The 14,575-nt window shown below is 72.3% G+C and carries 14 protein-coding genes and 1 pseudogene; 7 read left to right on the top strand and 8 right to left on the bottom strand.

Annotated elements, in window-relative coordinates; all coding sequences use genetic code 11:
- Positions 1 to 69: 69 nt before the first annotated feature.
- Complete coding sequence (locus AC0699_RS07070; protein WP_478656650.1) at positions 70 to 657, bottom strand: alpha/beta fold hydrolase; 588 nt, start codon at positions 655 to 657, stop codon at positions 70 to 72.
- A 39-nt stretch (positions 658 to 696) separates the two neighbouring features.
- On the opposite strand from AC0699_RS07070, the gene AC0699_RS07065 reads away from it, so the two are divergent.
- Complete coding sequence (locus AC0699_RS07065; protein WP_478656648.1) at positions 697 to 1,308, top strand: TetR/AcrR family transcriptional regulator; 612 nt, start codon at positions 697 to 699, stop codon at positions 1,306 to 1,308.
- A 26-nt stretch (positions 1,309 to 1,334) separates the two neighbouring features.
- On the opposite strand, the gene AC0699_RS07060 is transcribed toward AC0699_RS07065, so the two are convergent.
- The 3 genes from AC0699_RS07060 to AC0699_RS07050 form a co-directional block, all read right to left on the bottom strand.
- Positions 1,335 to 2,489 carry a serine hydrolase domain-containing protein gene (locus AC0699_RS07060; protein ID WP_478656646.1) on the bottom strand — a complete coding sequence of 385 codons (1,155 nt, stop codon included), beginning with the start codon at positions 2,487 to 2,489 and terminating at the stop codon, positions 1,335 to 1,337.
- A gap of 145 nt (positions 2,490 to 2,634) precedes the next feature.
- Positions 2,635 to 3,294, bottom strand: coding sequence for a response regulator (locus AC0699_RS07055; protein WP_478656644.1), 660 nt, complete (start codon positions 3,292 to 3,294; stop codon positions 2,635 to 2,637).
- Positions 3,282 to 4,574 carry a sensor histidine kinase gene (locus tag AC0699_RS07050; protein ID WP_478656641.1) on the bottom strand — a complete coding sequence of 431 codons (1,293 nt, stop codon included), beginning with the start codon at positions 4,572 to 4,574 and terminating at the stop codon, positions 3,282 to 3,284. Before AC0699_RS07050 ends, AC0699_RS07055 begins: the two co-directional genes overlap by 13 nt.
- A 170-nt stretch (positions 4,575 to 4,744) precedes the next feature.
- Between AC0699_RS07050 and AC0699_RS07045 the strand changes: the two genes are divergently transcribed.
- The 5 genes from AC0699_RS07045 (at position 4,745) to AC0699_RS07025 (ending at position 10,140) form a co-directional block, all read left to right on the top strand.
- Positions 4,745 to 4,981: a hypothetical protein gene (locus tag AC0699_RS07045; RefSeq protein WP_478656639.1), complete on the top strand. Its 237-nt coding sequence runs from the start codon at positions 4,745 to 4,747 to the stop codon at positions 4,979 to 4,981.
- On the top strand, positions 4,978 to 5,742 hold the full coding sequence (locus AC0699_RS07040; RefSeq protein ID WP_478656637.1) for an ABC transporter ATP-binding protein: 765 nt from the start codon (positions 4,978 to 4,980) through the stop codon (positions 5,740 to 5,742). Before AC0699_RS07045 ends, AC0699_RS07040 begins: the two co-directional genes overlap by 4 nt.
- A 3-nt stretch (positions 5,743 to 5,745) precedes the next feature.
- Positions 5,746 to 8,295, top strand: coding sequence for an FtsX-like permease family protein (locus tag AC0699_RS07035; protein WP_478656635.1), 2,550 nt, complete (start codon positions 5,746 to 5,748; stop codon positions 8,293 to 8,295).
- A gap of 178 nt (positions 8,296 to 8,473) precedes the next feature.
- The gene (locus tag AC0699_RS07030) at positions 8,474 to 9,163 is read left to right on the top strand and encodes an RNA polymerase sigma factor (RefSeq protein ID WP_478656634.1); all 690 of its coding nucleotides are present in this window, start codon (positions 8,474 to 8,476) and stop codon (positions 9,161 to 9,163) included.
- Positions 9,160 to 10,140, top strand: coding sequence for a CU044_5270 family protein (locus AC0699_RS07025; protein WP_478656632.1), 981 nt, complete (start codon positions 9,160 to 9,162; stop codon positions 10,138 to 10,140). The genes AC0699_RS07030 and AC0699_RS07025 overlap by 4 nt, the downstream gene beginning before the upstream one ends.
- Positions 10,141 to 10,345: 205 nt before the next feature.
- Here AC0699_RS07025 and AC0699_RS07020 read toward each other — a convergent pair whose 3' ends face one another.
- Complete coding sequence (locus tag AC0699_RS07020; protein ID WP_478656630.1) at positions 10,346 to 11,446, bottom strand: winged helix DNA-binding domain-containing protein; 1,101 nt, start codon at positions 11,444 to 11,446, stop codon at positions 10,346 to 10,348.
- 4 nt (positions 11,447 to 11,450) lie between these two features.
- Positions 11,451 to 11,579, bottom strand: coding sequence for a hypothetical protein (locus tag AC0699_RS07015; protein WP_478656627.1), 129 nt, complete (start codon positions 11,577 to 11,579; stop codon positions 11,451 to 11,453).
- A gap of 62 nt (positions 11,580 to 11,641) precedes the next feature.
- Here AC0699_RS07015 and AC0699_RS07010 point away from each other — a divergent pair, with 62 nt between their 5' ends.
- Entirely contained in the window at positions 11,642 to 12,658 is a 1,017-nt protein-coding gene (locus AC0699_RS07010) for a helix-turn-helix transcriptional regulator (protein ID WP_478656625.1), read from the top strand.
- A 252-nt stretch (positions 12,659 to 12,910) separates the two neighbouring features.
- Here AC0699_RS07010 and AC0699_RS07005 read toward each other — a convergent pair.
- Together AC0699_RS07005 and AC0699_RS07000 are read right to left on the bottom strand one after the other, a co-directional pair.
- Positions 12,911 to 13,600 (bottom strand): annotated as a pseudogene (locus tag AC0699_RS07005) (AraC-like ligand-binding domain-containing protein); the annotation flags it as partial.
- 240 nt (positions 13,601 to 13,840) lie between these two features.
- On the bottom strand, positions 13,841 to 14,425 hold the full coding sequence (locus AC0699_RS07000) for an FAD-dependent monooxygenase (protein WP_478656622.1): 585 nt from the start codon (positions 14,423 to 14,425) through the stop codon (positions 13,841 to 13,843).
- Positions 14,426 to 14,575 lie beyond the last annotated feature (150 nt).

The following is a 14,575-nucleotide window of genomic DNA, read 5'->3' as shown; positions in this document are numbered from 1 at the left end:
TCCAGTGTCCGCGCCAGAGCCGCCAGTTCGCTGGAGGTGTGGTCAGCTACCCAGCGCCCCCAACCAGCCTCAGGCTCTCCCCGCGGCCCGGAGGATCAGGCGGCTGATCGTGTCGGGGTCGGTGAGCATCGACAGGTGGCCGGTGGGGATTTCAACGGTGTGGGCGTGCATACGCTTGGCCAGGAAGCGCTGGAGGTCGGGGGAGGTCGTGCGGTCCTGGCTGGAGATGGCGTAACAGGTGGGTTTGTGGCGCCAGGCAGCCGCGGTGGTGGTCGATGTGGGGAAGAGTGAGGCGGGGATGGGTGCCTGGGCCGCGTAGAGGGTGAGAGCGCGGTGGCGGGGGAGGCCACCCGCGAAGTCTCTGAGGAAGCCCAGCTCGGTGAGGCGCTTGAAGCCGCGGGACTTGATGAGTTGGGAGTTGGCGGGCGGGGTGGGGAACGTGGCGGCCAGGGCCGTGTAGTCCTCCCCGGTGTCGGGCGCGCGGGCGGCGACGTACACGAGGCCCGTGACGTTTCGGGCGAGACCCGCCTGCGAGATGACCGTCCCACCCCAGGAGTGTGCGACGAGGATCGTCGGCCCGTCCTGGGGGGACAGGGCTCGCTCGGTCGCCGCGACGTCGTCGGCGAGTGACGCCAGTGGGTTCTGTACGGATGTCACGTGAGCGCGGACGGGACGGGCAGGAAAGGGGACGTACCGATGGCGACGCCGATCGACACCGGCCGCAGCAACCAGAAGAGACGCACGCGTGCCGCGATCGTCGAAGCCGCGAGCGACCTCATCGCCGCGGGCGGCGAGGTGAGCATGCCCGCGGTCGCGCGCGCGGCCATGATCTCCGAGCCCACCGCCTACCGGTACTTCCCCGACCTCCCGTCGCTGATCAGCGAGGCCCTGGCCGGCGCCTGGCCACCCCCCGCCGAGGCTCTCGCCCCGGTCGCGGACTCCACCGACCCCGCCGAACGAGTCGCCTTCGCCTGCGAGTTCCTGCTCCGCGGCGTACTCCGGCGCCAGGGGGCGGTGCGCGCCATGATCGCGGCCACCATCGCCCGCCCCGCGGCGGCGACCGAGAGGCCCGGTGTCCGATTCGGATTGATCGACCACGCGGTCGCCCCCCTCGAGGGAACGCTGGGAACGACGGACCCGGAAGCCTTCGCCCAACTGAAGCGGGACCTCGCCGTGGTCGTCAGCGCCGAAGCCCTCTTCACCCTCACCGACCTGTGCGGCCTCGCCCCAGACGACGCCATCGCGAGCGCCGTACGCACGGCGACCACGCTGACCGAAGCCGCGGTGTGCGCGGCCGCGCGGGAGTGAGCCGGGCTCCGCGGAAGGCCTGGCGGTCACCGCCGGCTGGGGGCACAGAGTTCCTGGTCGATCAGCCTGTTCTGAGCCCGCTCGGTCGAGAGGTCGGGCGCGCCGTCGCCGGTCGTCGCCAGGACGACCGCGCGTCGGCCGTCGGGGCTGACGCCGTCGCGGGTGGTGTAGCCGGGGAAGTCGCCGGCGTGGCTGTAGTACGACCCGCCGCAGGACAGCGGGATCCGCATCAGACCGAGGCCGTAGCTCGCCCCCGGCCACACGACGTCCAGCTCCGGGGTCCGCACCGTCTTCTTCATCTCCGCCAGCTGGGCCGGGTGCAGCAGCCGGCCGCCCAGGAGGGCCTGGTAGAAGCGGCTCAGGTCGGCCGTCGTACTGATCACTGCGCCGGCCGCGCCGGCCGCGGACGGATTGAACTCGGTGACGTCGATCGTCGCGCCGGAGCCTCCGAAGTCGGAGTAGCCGTGCAGATGGCGGCCGGGGATGTGGGTGGAAGTGGTCGGGGCGAGGGTGCGGTGCAGGCCGAGCCGCTTGATGATGCGCCGGGTCACCTCCTGCTGCCAGCTGTGCCCGGTGGCCTTCTTGATGATCATTCCGGCGAGGATGTATCCGGTGTTCGAGTACGACCACTTGGTGCCGGGAGCGAAGTCCGGCTTGTGCCGCATCGCGATGGCCACCAGCTGCTCGTCGGTCCAGGTCTTGTACCGGTCGGCCTGGAACCCGGCCACGTCGGCGAGCGCGGGGAAGTCCGCCGTGTAGTTGAACAGCCCGCTGGTGTGCTGGAGCAGCTGCCGCACAGTGATCCTGCTGCCGTCGTTGCCGTTGCCGGACACCACTCCCGGCAGCCAGTCCTCGACGGTGTCGTCCAGCGACACCCGCCCCTCGCCGACCAGTTGCAGCACCACCGTCGCGACGAACGTCTTGCTGGCGCTGGCGATCCGGAACCGGTCCCCGGGGCGCACGGCGTCGCCCGTGACCGTGTCGGTGACGCCGGCGGTGGCGAAGCGGTGTCCGAGTGGGCCGGTCGACCGGGCGATGGCGCCGACGGTCCCGGTCTCCATGACGGCGTTCACCCGGTCCTGCAGGGTGTCCTGCGAGGACTTGGTCGCAGCCGTCGCCGGGGGGATCGTCAGGACTGACGCGGTGATCGCGGCGACGAGAGCCGTGGCGGTGATCCTCATGGGTCTGCTCCTTGCGGGTCGGTGTCCGCACCGCTCTCCGCGATGCGGTCACCAACCTAGGAACGCTGCCCGTGGCGCACGATCACGCCAACTGTCCTTTCCACCGTGGCGGTTGGGCCCGTGACGAGGTACAGCCTGCTGTACGTCAGCTCCGGCGCCGCACGTCCTCCAGGTACCGCAGGACCGCGGCGACGCGCCGGTCTACCTGGTCGGCGGGCGACAGGTCGAGCTTGGCGAAGATGCTGCGGATGTGCTTGTGGACGGCGCCGTCGGTGACGACGAGCCGTTCGGCGATGGCGCTGTTGCCCAGTCCCTCGGCCATCAGCGCGAGCACGTCGCGCTCGCGCTGGCTGAGCCGTTCCAGCCGGGCGTCCCGGCGGCTGCGGGTGAAGAGCTGCGCGACGACCTCCGGGTCGATGGCGGTCCCGCCGGCCGCCACTCGCCTGAGCGCGTCCAGGAACTCCTCGACCCGCCCGACCCGTTCCTTGAGCAGATAGCCGAGCCCGGTGACCCCGCCCACGAGCAGTTCCGTGGCGAAGGACTGCTCGACGTACGCGGACAGGACCAACACCGCCAGATCGGGCCGACGGCGCCTGGCCTCCACTGCCGCGACGATTCCCTCGTCGGTGTGGGTAGGAGGCATCCGTACGTCGAGGATGGCGACGTCGGGCCTGTGCTCGTCGATGGCGTCCAGGACGCCGTCGGGTGTGCCGGCGGTGGCCACCACGTCGAGCGATTCCGCGCGCAGCAGCAGGGCCAGCCCCTCGCGCAGCAACGGGTCGTCCTCCGCGATCACGATCCGCATGGCAGTTCCACCTCAAGGGTCGTCGGGCCGCCGGGCGGGCTGGCCAGGAAGATGGTGCCGTCGTGGGCCGCGATCCGGCCGCGGATGCCGGCGAGCCCGGAGCCGCTGCCCTCGTCCGCGCCACCCCGGCCGTCGTCGGTGATGGTCAGCTCCAGTCGTCCGGCGCGGCTGCGGACGGTGACCGTGGCCTGCCCGGCGCCGCTGTGCTTGGCGATGTTGGTCAGCGCCTCGGCGACCACGAAGTAGGCGGTCGCCTCGACGGAGGCGGCGCACCGCTCCGGCGCGTCGACGTCGATCCGGCAGGGCACCGCGCAGTTCACGGCCAGCCCGGAGAGGGCGCCTTCGAGACCGCGGTCGGCCAGGACCGGGGGCAGGATGCTCCGCGAGACCGTGCGCAGTTCGGCCAGGGCCTGTTCGGCGGCGCCCTGGGCACGTTCGAGGAGTTCGCCGGCGCCGGCGGGGTCCCGGGCCGCCATGCGGCGGGCGGCACCGAGCAGCACGGTCACCGTGACGAGCCGGTTCTGGGTGCCGTCGTGCAACGAGCGCTCGATCCGGCGCAGTTCGGTGGCGTGGGCGTCCAGCGCGGCGGCTCGGGTGGCGGTGAGCTCGGCGACGCGCAGGGACAGATCCGCGTCGGGGCCGGCGGCGAGCAGACGCCGTCCCGGCCGCGCCTGCAACCGCGCCATCCCCGGCGTGAGTCCCACGATGATCGCGATCCAGCCCAGGCCCAGCAGCGCGACGGCGAGGGCGTCGGCCCAGGACCGCGCGGGTCCGAACCCCAGCGACGTGCTGCTCGCGTCCTTGGGAATCAGCGGCCAGTACGCCGGGAACGTGAAGTCGCGCAGGGCGAGAAGCGGCAACAGGACGCCGATCAGGCCCAGCAGGAGCCCCAGCGTCGCGTGGCCCGCCAGCCAGCGCAGCTCCCGCCGGGTGGTGGCGTCGACGACGGCGGGCCGCAGCCGCGTCGGGGCCGGGCCGGGGCCCACGACCTGAGGCCCCCAGCGGCCGAGCCGGTCACGCTCGCGCTCGGCCAGCGCATGGAGGGCCCGCAGCACGGCGGGCGCCATCAGCAACCCGACGCCGAGCGGAGCCGTGACCGCGGCGACCGCCAGCCAGACCAGGACGATCAGCGCGAGCAGCGCGGTGCCGAGTCCGCCGGCGAGCTGTTCGAGCGCGGTGATGGCGGCACCGGCGGCGCGTACGGCGGTGTCCCGGATGCCGGATCGCGCGGCGACGGCCCTACGGCCGGTGGTGACTTCGTCGTGCTGAGTCGTGGTCACATCGGCCCTTCCTTCCCGAACGACCTTATGGGGTCGGCCGGTTCGCCGTCAGCTCAGGAGCCCGGAAGTACAGCCTGCTGCACCCCGAACCGTACGGCTGGCAGGCTCGGACAGAAGAGTCACGGTCCGTAGCTTCGGTGACCGACAGCAATGCGCCGAAGGAGCACACGATGACGACCACGGACCCGTACCGCCGCACGACCGGCCCGGACCGCCCCCCAGCGCCCCTGATCACCAGGGCGGACCTCGCAAGGACGATCCTCTGGCTGGTGCTGGTCATCAGCGTGGTCGGCAACGTGGCGGCCTCGTACACCGGCGCCGCGACCCGCGTCCACCTCGCGTGCGGCGCGGTCACCGCGCTGTGCGTGACGGCGCTCGTCGCTCAGCGACTGCGGGACCGGCGATGAGGGCGCGCGCCGCGGGAACCGACCGCCGCACGGTTACGGGTCACCCGCCCGCCATCGCGCTGGCGCACGTCGGCAAGACGTATCCGGGGGGCGTACGAGCCCTGGACGACGTGTCGTTGGAGGTGGCGCACGGCACCTTCCTCGCCGTGATGGGACCGTCCGGATCAGGCAAGAGCACGTTGATGCACTGCGCCGCCGGGCTCGATTCTCCGACCGAGGGCAGCATCTCCATCGACGGCCACCAGATCGGGGGACTGAACGAGACCCGCCGCACCGAACTGCGTCGCGAGCGCATCGGTTTCGTGTTCCAGTCCTACAACCTGATCCCTTCGCTCAGCATCGAGGACAACATCACGCTGCCGCTGCGCCTGGCAGGACGGGCCGCCGACCGGGACTGGCTGCGGGCGCTGGTCGAACGGGTCGGCCTCGCCGGCCGGCTCACGCACCGCCCGGCCGAGCTCTCGGGCGGTCAGCAGCAACGGGCCGCGATCGTCAGGGCGTTGGTGGCACGGCCGGCCGTGGTGTTCGCCGACGAGCCGACCGGCGCGCTGGACCTGCGCAGTGCCCACGAGGTGCTGAACCTGCTGCGTGAACTCGTCGACGAACTGTGCCAGACGGTGGTGATGGTCACCCACGATCCGGCCGCCGCGGCGCAGGCGCACCGGGCGCTGGTGATGGCCGACGGGCGAGTGGTGGAGACCCTGGACGCGCCCACCGCCCCCGTGCTGGCGGGCCGTCTCGTGGCGCTGGGAGAGGGCTAGAGCATGCTGCGTCTCGCGATACGCATGGCCGGGCACCGGGTCACCGCGCTGCTGGCGGTGGCGTGCGCGGTGCTCGGCGGTGCGGCACTGATCACCGGCACCGGTGTTCTGGCCGAATCCGGACTCCGCTCCCATCCGCCGGCCGGACGCCTCGCCGCCACGGATGTCGTGGTCTCCGCCGACCAGAACTTCCGCCCGAGCGGCGACCTGCCCATCGCGCTCCCGGAGCGCGCTGCCGTCCCGGCCCGTCTGGTCGGCCGACTGGCCGGGCTGAGGGGTGTCACCGCGGCGGTCGGCGACATCGGCTTCCCCGCCGCCCTCCTCGACGGTAACGGCCGCGTCGTACCGAGCGAGGATCCCCGGACGGCCGGACACGGCTGGTCATCGACGAAGCTGTCGAAGGACCCGCGGATCGACGGCAACGAGCCGACCGGTTCCGGCGAGGTCGCCGTGGACGGCGCCACGGCCACCTCCGCGGGGGTCCGGGTGGGCGACCGGGTAAAGGTCGTCGCGGCCGGCCGCCCCGCCGCCGTCTACCGCCTGGCGGCCGTGGTCGACTCGCCCGGGGCCGGAATCCTCTTCGCCGATACGACGGCTGCGGAACTGTCAGGCCGAGAGCCCGGGGAGGGTCCCCGCGCCGGGACCGTGGACCTTGTCGGCCTGCGCACCGCACCCGGCGCCGCCGACGCCGTGGCCGCCGCGGCACGTGACCAGGTGAAGGGCACCGGCCTGACGGTGGCCACCGGCACCGACCGAGGAGACGCCGCGTCGCCGGGCGCGGGAGCGGCCAGGTCGCTGCTGGTCCTGCTCTCCGGCTCACTGGCCGGAATCGTCCTGATGATCATCGGGTTCGTCATGGCGAGCGCACTGGCGGTTTCGATCGCAGGGCAACGACGCGACCTCGCACTGATGCGCGCCGTCGGTGCAACTCCCCGGCAGATACGGCGACTTGCCGCAGCCCAGGCCGGCGTCATCGCGGCCGTGGCAGTCGTACCCGGCGTGGCCCTCGGCTATCTGCTGGCCGGGCAGTTCCGGCGGCTGCTGGTCGACCGGGGTGTCCTCCCCGAGGCCCTGCCGCTCAGCATCAGCCCGCTTCCCGCCATCGCCACAGTCCTGCTGCTGGCCGCCGCCGTCCAGGTGTCGGCCCGCGGCGCCGCATGGCGCACCTCCCGCCTGCCGGCAACCGAGGCTGTCGCCGAGTCGCGCAGTGAGCCCCGTGACCCGTCGAAGGTCCGCACCCGTCTCGGTCTGCTGGTGATCGTCGCGGCGACGACCCTCTCAGCCGTACCGCTGCTCAGCCGGACCGTCCTCGGCGCAACGGCCACCTCCTTCGCCGGCATCATCGGAGCGATCGGCTCGGCGCTGGCCGGCCCCGCCCTGGTCCGAGCCATCGGCAACACGGTGTCCCGACGGATGCCGCCCGATGTCTCCGCCCCCACGTGGCTGGCGGTGGCCAACATCCGTGGTTACGCCCTGCGGATCGCGGGCGTCGTCAGCGCCCTCGCCATGGCGGTCGTGTTCGTCCTGACCTACACCCTCACCCAGACGACCGTGATGGCCGCCGCCGCGCAGGACACCCGCACCGGCACCCTCGCCCAGCAGCGCATGAGCGCGCCCGGCCTCGGCGGACTGCCCGACGGCACGCTCACCGCCGTGCAGAAGGCCTCCGGCGTACGGGCGGCAGCCCCGGTCGGCACCACCACCGTGGTGTGGCCCTACAAACAGTTCGGTGACGACGACGTCGACTCCAGTACGGCGATGATCCTGACCCCGGCCGCACCGGACGTCCTCGACCTGGGCGTACGTGAGGGCAGCCTGGTCCGCCTCACCGGCGACACCGTCGCCGTCAGCGGCGACGCCGCCCGGTCCCGGGGTGCGCGGCTGGGCCACCGGGTGAGCCTGGTCCTCGGCGACGGTACCCGTGTTACCCCGAAGGTCGTCGCCGTCTACGAACGCGGCCTCGGTTTCGGCCCGCTCGTCATCTCCCACGACCTCGCCGCCGGGCACACCACAGCGGGACTCGACCAGAGCATCCTCATCCGCACCGACGGCACCGCCACTGCCCGGCACGCCCTCGCCGCTCTCGCCGAGTCCGGCCCCGGCCTCGTCCTCGAAGCGACCGACACCGGTTCCGGCGACGAACTGCGCGACGCCCCGCCCGAGGTGTGGATCAACCTGGCCACGATCGTGGTGCTGCTCGGCTATCTGCTCCTCAGCATCGCCAACAAGCTGGTCGCCGCCACCGCCCAGCGCCGGACCGAGACAGCCGCCCTCCGCCTGAACGGCACCACACCACGCCAGATCCTCGCCATGATGCGCCGCGAAGCCGCGGTGATCAGCGCAGCGGCCCTCGCCACGGGCCTGCTGCTGTCCGTCGTCCCCCTGGCCCTCCTGGGCATCGGCTTCCTCCACAGGCCATGGCCCGCGGGCCCGGCATGGCTGCTGCCCACGCTCGCGCTCACCGTCGTCTGCACCGCCTTCGTCACCATCGAACTCCCCACCCGACAGTCCCTGCGCACGGAACCCGCTCATGCACTGGCCGCCCGCGAGTAGACCGAGGCGCGCCGAAGACCCGCAACCGCGCGGGGGAGGTGCGTCCCCTGTCTCCGGGGACTCGAACGAAGCAGCCCGGGAGCACATCGCCGACTCCGTGATGCCGAGTGACCCACGTCCCCGCCTTGATGTGGCGCGTGTCACAGCAGCGTGCCTCGAGTGGGGGACAGGTAGAAGTGTGGAGCATCTACTACGCGCTCGTGTCCGCGACGGGGATCCGGACGCATTCGGTGAAATCTTCGACGACCATGCGGCGGCCGTGCACCGGCACGCCGTCCGGCTGACGGGCAACCCCACGACGGCCGAGGACATCGTCTCCCTGACCTTCCTGGAGGCGTGGCGCCTGCGCGAGCGGGTGCTGCCGGACGGCGGCAGCCTGCGCCCCTGGCTGCTGGGCATCGCGACGAACGTCATGCGCAACACCACACGGGCGGCGCGCCGCCACCAGAACGCGCTCGGCCGGCTGCCCCCGGCCGACCGCGTCCCGGACTTCGCCGACGAGGTCGCCCAGCGCCTGGCCGATCACGAGGAACTGGCCGCCGCGTACAAGGTGTTGAGCCGCATGCGCCGCGCCGAGCGTGAGGTCTTCACGCTGTGCGTCTGGGAGGGCCTGGACGCCGCGGCGGTGGCCGAGGTGCTGGGCGTGACGGCCGGCACGGTACGGGGCCGCCTGTCCCGCGCCCGCAAACGACTCCGCAGGCTCACCGAGGCGGAACTCCGGCAGCCGGCCCGAGCAGTGCAACGCCCCCCGGCCACAGGACAGTCAGCGATCACCGGACGGTCACTGGCCGACGAGCTGTCGGCGGCCGACGGACGGACACCGGACAGCCGCCGGGCAGCCCGTTTCCCGCAGGAGAGGAACCGATGAACACACACGCGCGACACGACGACCGGCAGGCCGGGTACGAGGACCTGGCCGACCTGCTCCCGGCACCGGATCACCCGGAGCTCGCCCCGGACCGCCGCCTGATTCTCAGGCAGCGCCTGGTTCACCAGATCATGCGCGACAGCCAGGCGGCCGCCGTCACGCCACCCACGCGCCCCCGGATCCTCCGTCCGCTTCCCCGCCCCGCGCGCCGCATCGTCCTGCTCGCCGTACCGATGGGGCTGGTCGCGGCCGTCGGTGTGGGAACGGTCCTCGACAGCGCCCCGGACGGCGGCCACCGGGCCCCCGTCACCGCCGCGGAACGCCGGGAAGCGGTGCGGTTGCTGGACCGGATCGCCACCGTCGCAGCCGCCCGGCCGGCGGTCACCGTGCAGGACGACCAGTACATCTACACGCGGGTCCAGGGCGCGGAATCAGTCCTGGGCAGCGACCCGTATGCCGGTGACGTGTCGGTCCAGCGGCAGGAATGGCAGGCGGTCGACGGCACCCGGGACGGGCTCGTCCGTATCACGCCCCTGTCTCCCGACGGTCCGGAGCCGCGCAGCATGGCCATGACCCCCTATTCGGGCCCTGCGACCTACCAGGGTCTGCGGACCCTCCCCACCGATCCCGACGCGCTGCTGAAGAAGCTGTACGCAGCCACGAAGGGAGAGGGCCCGACACACGAGGAGGCGGTCTTCGAAGCCATCGGCGCGATGCTGGAGCAGGCCGCTCTGCTGCCCGACCTCGACGCGGCGCTCTACAGCGCCGCCGCACGGCTGCCCGGCATCGCCGTCGAACAGAAGGCCACCGACGCCGCCGGACGGTCCGGCATCGGCCTGACCTTCCACGACTCCTCCTCCGGTGCCATCACCTGGGTGTTCGACAGGGCGAAGCTCACCTACCTGGGCACCCGCGAGACCGCCGTCCTCCAGGTCGGGGTGACCGACCGGCTCGGCCAGACGCCCGGGCGTGCGTAGAGCGCCGGAGGCCGCATGCACGCGTGCCGACGACCTCCTGGCAGCAGGTGCATCCGGAGGTGATGGTCACGGCCGAGCACACTGGTGTGCCGGTGGGTTCCCGCTCCAGCCGTGTCGGCAGACAGAGGCGTGCTGTAGATCGGGTGGCTGGGAGCACCGGAGCGGGTGACGAGCATGCCGTGGTCCCCGTTGACTTCCGGTTCGCTCAGCAAGGGGACGCGGCGATCCGGACGCGGTGGCCGTCGCCGTCGGAGAGGAACGACGCCAGCGTACGCCCCTCCTCGGCGACGGCAACGCGGTCGGAAGGGGAGAAGCGGCGCAGCGGAGTCACCGTCACGGCGCTGTCCTCGACGGTCCACGTCGCGGCAACCCGGCCGTCGACCAGGACAACGCGCTCGCCGGCGACCGACAGGCCGCGGTGGGCGTCGTCGACGATCCTGCCGCGGTCCTGGTAGCCGAGGAGCGCGTTGTCGAACGCGGGCAAGAAGCGCACTGGGGCGGGTGTGTCGGGGTCGGGCCGCGGGGCGTCGGGGAGGTCGAGGAGTTCCCGACGCCGCTCGTCGCGGAAGGCGACCAGCTCCTCGCGCACAGCGGCGACCGCGGCCGGCAGTCCGGCGAGGCCGCACCAGGCGCGCAGGTCCGCCGTGGCGGCGGGGCCGAACGCGGCCAGATAGCGGCGTACCAGCGCCTGGCCGACCAGATCATTGCCATCAAGGGGCGGCGGCTCGATCTCCTGGCCCAGCCAGGAGGAGAGCGGCACATAGCGAGCTCCTGCCTTAGTGCGCCACAGCCCGCGTGGCGGCAACTGCGCCATCGGGACGAGGGCGGCGACCAGCATTTCGCCCAGCGGCCGTGGACCCGGCGTGGGCCAGCGGTCGGCGAGTGCCCGCGCGAGCTCGGTCATCGAACGGGGCTCGCCGTCGGCCATCACCGCCCGTCCCGCCGCCCCGAGTTCGTCGAGGTCCACGCCGTCGAGCTCGCGGCGGTAGGTGCCGAGCACCCGCTGGCGCAGCATGGCGTCGTGGCGGGCCCGCCAGGCCAGGGCGTCGTCGGCGGTGACGAGGTGGACGGTGCGGCGCATGAGATGGGTCCGTACCACGCGCCGGTCGACGAGTAGGTCCGAGAGCGCCGCCGGGTCGAAGGCGCGCAGCCGCGACCAGAGTCCGACGAAGGGCTCCTGCGGCTCCTGCGCCTGCAGTCCGCCGAGGTGCGCGACGGCGTCGAGGACAGGCATACCGGCACGGTCGAGGAGCAGTTGGCGGGCGAGCGTCGCACGGTTGAGAGCACGGGTGCCGAGAACGGTCATCGGGTCACCGCGGCGCGCTCGTCGGCCGGCCGTCGACGGAGCACGGCGGTGGGTGGTGGGCCACAGCGTTGACGGACATGACGGGCTCCTTGTTCTCGTTGACGGGTACGTCGTCCGGCGCGTCGTCCGGCACATCACCACAGTCGCAGGAGAAGCGGCCAGGTTGTGTCCGCTACTTGGGGCAGTATGGGGAGCATGCAGAAGACCTCAGCGCGACTGCTGTCGTTGCTCTCGCTGCTCCAAGTACGCCGGGACTGGCCCGGGGCGCTGCTGGCCGAGCGGCTGGAGGTCAGCCCGCGCACCGTGCGCCGCGACGTCGACCGCCTGCGCGAACTCGGCTACCCCATCGCGGCCTTCAAGGGCCCCGACGGCGGATACCGGCTCGACGCCGGCACCGAGCTGCCCCCGTTGCTGTTCGACGACGAGCAGGCCGTCGCCCTCGCCGTCGCACTCCAGGTCGCCACCACCACCGGCGCCGGCATCGAGGAAGCCGCAGCACGCGCGCTGACCACCCTCCGGCAGGTCATGCCCGCACGGCTGCGCCGTCGCATCGACACCCTCCAGGTCACTGCCGTCGAGCCACCCGCGATCCCGTCGGACTCGCAGGTCGACAGCCGCGTGCTCGTGGCTCTCAGCGCTGCTGTCCACGCCTGCGAGGAGCTGCGCTTCGACTACACCCCCGCATCCCCACCGGGAGCCGGTCAGGGCGGCAGCGGAACTCCGCCGCGGCGGGTGCAGCCCCACCACCTGGTCACCCGGGGCGGACGCTGGTACCTCGTCGCCTGGGACCTGGACCGTGAGGACTGGCGCACCTTCCGCGCGGACCGGATCACCCCGCGTACCCCCACGGGACCACGCTTCACCCCGCGCGAACTGCCCGGAGGCGAGGTGGCCGCCTTCGTGGCCGGCAGGTTCCGGGGGTCCGACGGCTCCGACGACTGGCCCTGCCGCGGCGAGGTGATCCTGGACCTGCCCGCGGCCACCGTGGCCCTGTACAGCCGCGACGGAGTCGTCGAGGAGCTCGGCCCGAACCGCTGCCGGCTCGTCCTGGGTTCCTGGTCATGGCCCGGCCTGGCCGCCGCCTTCGGCGGGTTCGACGCCGGGATCGAGGTCGTGGGGCCGCCCGAGCTCAAGGACGCCTTCGCGTGCCTGGCCCGCCGCTACGCCACGGCGGCGACCGGCGCACCCGCCCCGCTGCCCCCGGTCCAATGAGTCAGGGACATTGTCGACCAGGATCCGGGGCGGATGGGCAGCGCGAAGAATGGTGGTCTCCGGACCGGCGACCCCGGGCTGCGACGACGTTGCGTCGATCCTCACCGAGGTCAGCGGCGGGCCGCGGTGTCGGAGGGCAGCTCGTTGAAACGGCCGCGGTAGTCGGCGGCGAAACGGCCCAGGTGGGAGACGCCCCACCGATAGGCGAATGGTGCCGATGTCGTCGGTGGTGGTGAGGATGTCCGCACGAATCCGGTCCAGCCGCAGATTACGTGCATAGGACATGGGTGACAGGCCGAGCCGGTCGCGGAATGCGGAGCTGATGGTCCGCGGGGCGCAGTGGGCGGCTTCGGCGATGTCGCCGAGGGCGATGTGCTCGGTGAGGTTGGCTTCGATGAATGCGAGGGCTGCGCGCAAGGAGCGCGGGTGGTCAGGTCGAGGACGGTCTCGCAGTTCGCCGGTGTGCGAGTGCGGCTGGGCCAGGAGCAGCGCGGTGACGATGCAGCGCAGTTGGCTGCGCTGGAGTTCGGCTCGCTGGAACAGGGGGTCTCCGGAGTCCAGTTGCTCCAGGAGGGAGCGGACCAGCAGTCGTACGGCCCGGCCCTTGGACTTGGCCAGGTCGAGGGCGAGGTCGAAGCGGACGGTGGACACCGGCGGGCGTCCTGTCAGTGCGGTGAATTCCTGGTCGACCAGCGCGGCGTCGATCCGAAGTCCCAGAAAGCGCGACCGGGTTCTGCTCACAGGGCGCAGTTCCTGGGTGTCTCCGGGGTTGACGACCCCGGCCGTGGCGGTGTCCAGGATGGCGTCCAGGCCGCCGCAGGATGCGGCGATCGCGCCGGACACACCGATGTTGACGAAATAGGAGCTGCGTCCTTCCGCCGAGGCGACGCGTACCTCGAGCGGCGAGGCGAAGTAGCCGACGGCGAAGTCGTGCGCGGCCACACCGCGCAGTTCGTGAACTCCCGTGCACAGGTCGTCCAGCGGCGACGTGGCGACAGAGCCGCCGAACAGGCGGGTGGCGGCGTTCAGGAGGTCGACGGGGTTGGGGGACTTGGTGATGAGGAAGTTGCGCAGTGGAGCCGGCACGCGTTCACCTCCCTTGAGGGTGCCCGCCGCGGCGCGTGGTGCGGGCGACCCAGGTCTGCGGTCAGTGTGTCACCGCTCGCCGGCGACGGCCCGGTCCTACGCGTACTGCTTCGGACGCGGGTACGCGGCCGCGGCGGCTGCGGGTGCACCGGGGAGGGACGGCGGCCCAGGAACGCGATCCGGTACGCCTGCCACCAGTTCGGGCGGCGGGCGGCGGGCGCGCTGTGCGGGCGGCATGGTCATGCGGGCTCGGCCATCTGCCGGTGACAGGCTTCGACCAGCGGGTACGCCTTGTGGTGGCGCTGTGCCCGCTCCAGGCGGGCGATCTCGACCGAGGTTCCGGTACAGCGCGGGGCGCGCCATGCCGACCATCGCCGGCCGCTCGGCGCCGATCAGCCGCGGCAATCGGACCTCGTCCGCAATTCCGCCGTCCACGTCCACATGCGTGATCACACTCATGCCGTAGCCCGCGGCCAGACACGGGTCGGCCAGCCCCAGCTCGTCCAGCGCACGCAGCGAGGGACCGGTCAGGCACAACCCCCAGCCGGACGTCGCCGCGGCCGGGCTGATTTCGGCGATCTCGACCTGCCACCCTCTGCATGCCAAGGCCGATGCCGCGGTGAGACCGCCGACGCCCGCGCCCACGATCAGGGCTGTCCGCGCACCGCGATAGCTGTCCATGTACGCCTCCTGAGCGCTGAGTTCTCCGAAACCCTAAGAACCGCGGGCGCTTCGCCCTGTCCGGATCGGGAGGCGATCATCCGCTTTCGGCAACCGATGTGTGCAGTGCGTCCGGCGGCCCCAGGAGTACCGTGGCGGCGCCTCTTGGTT

This window comes from Streptomyces sp. NPDC043870, assembly GCF_056435785.1.
The sequence above is the reverse complement of the archived record's forward strand: the minus strand, read 5'-3'. Positions and strand labels throughout refer to the sequence as shown.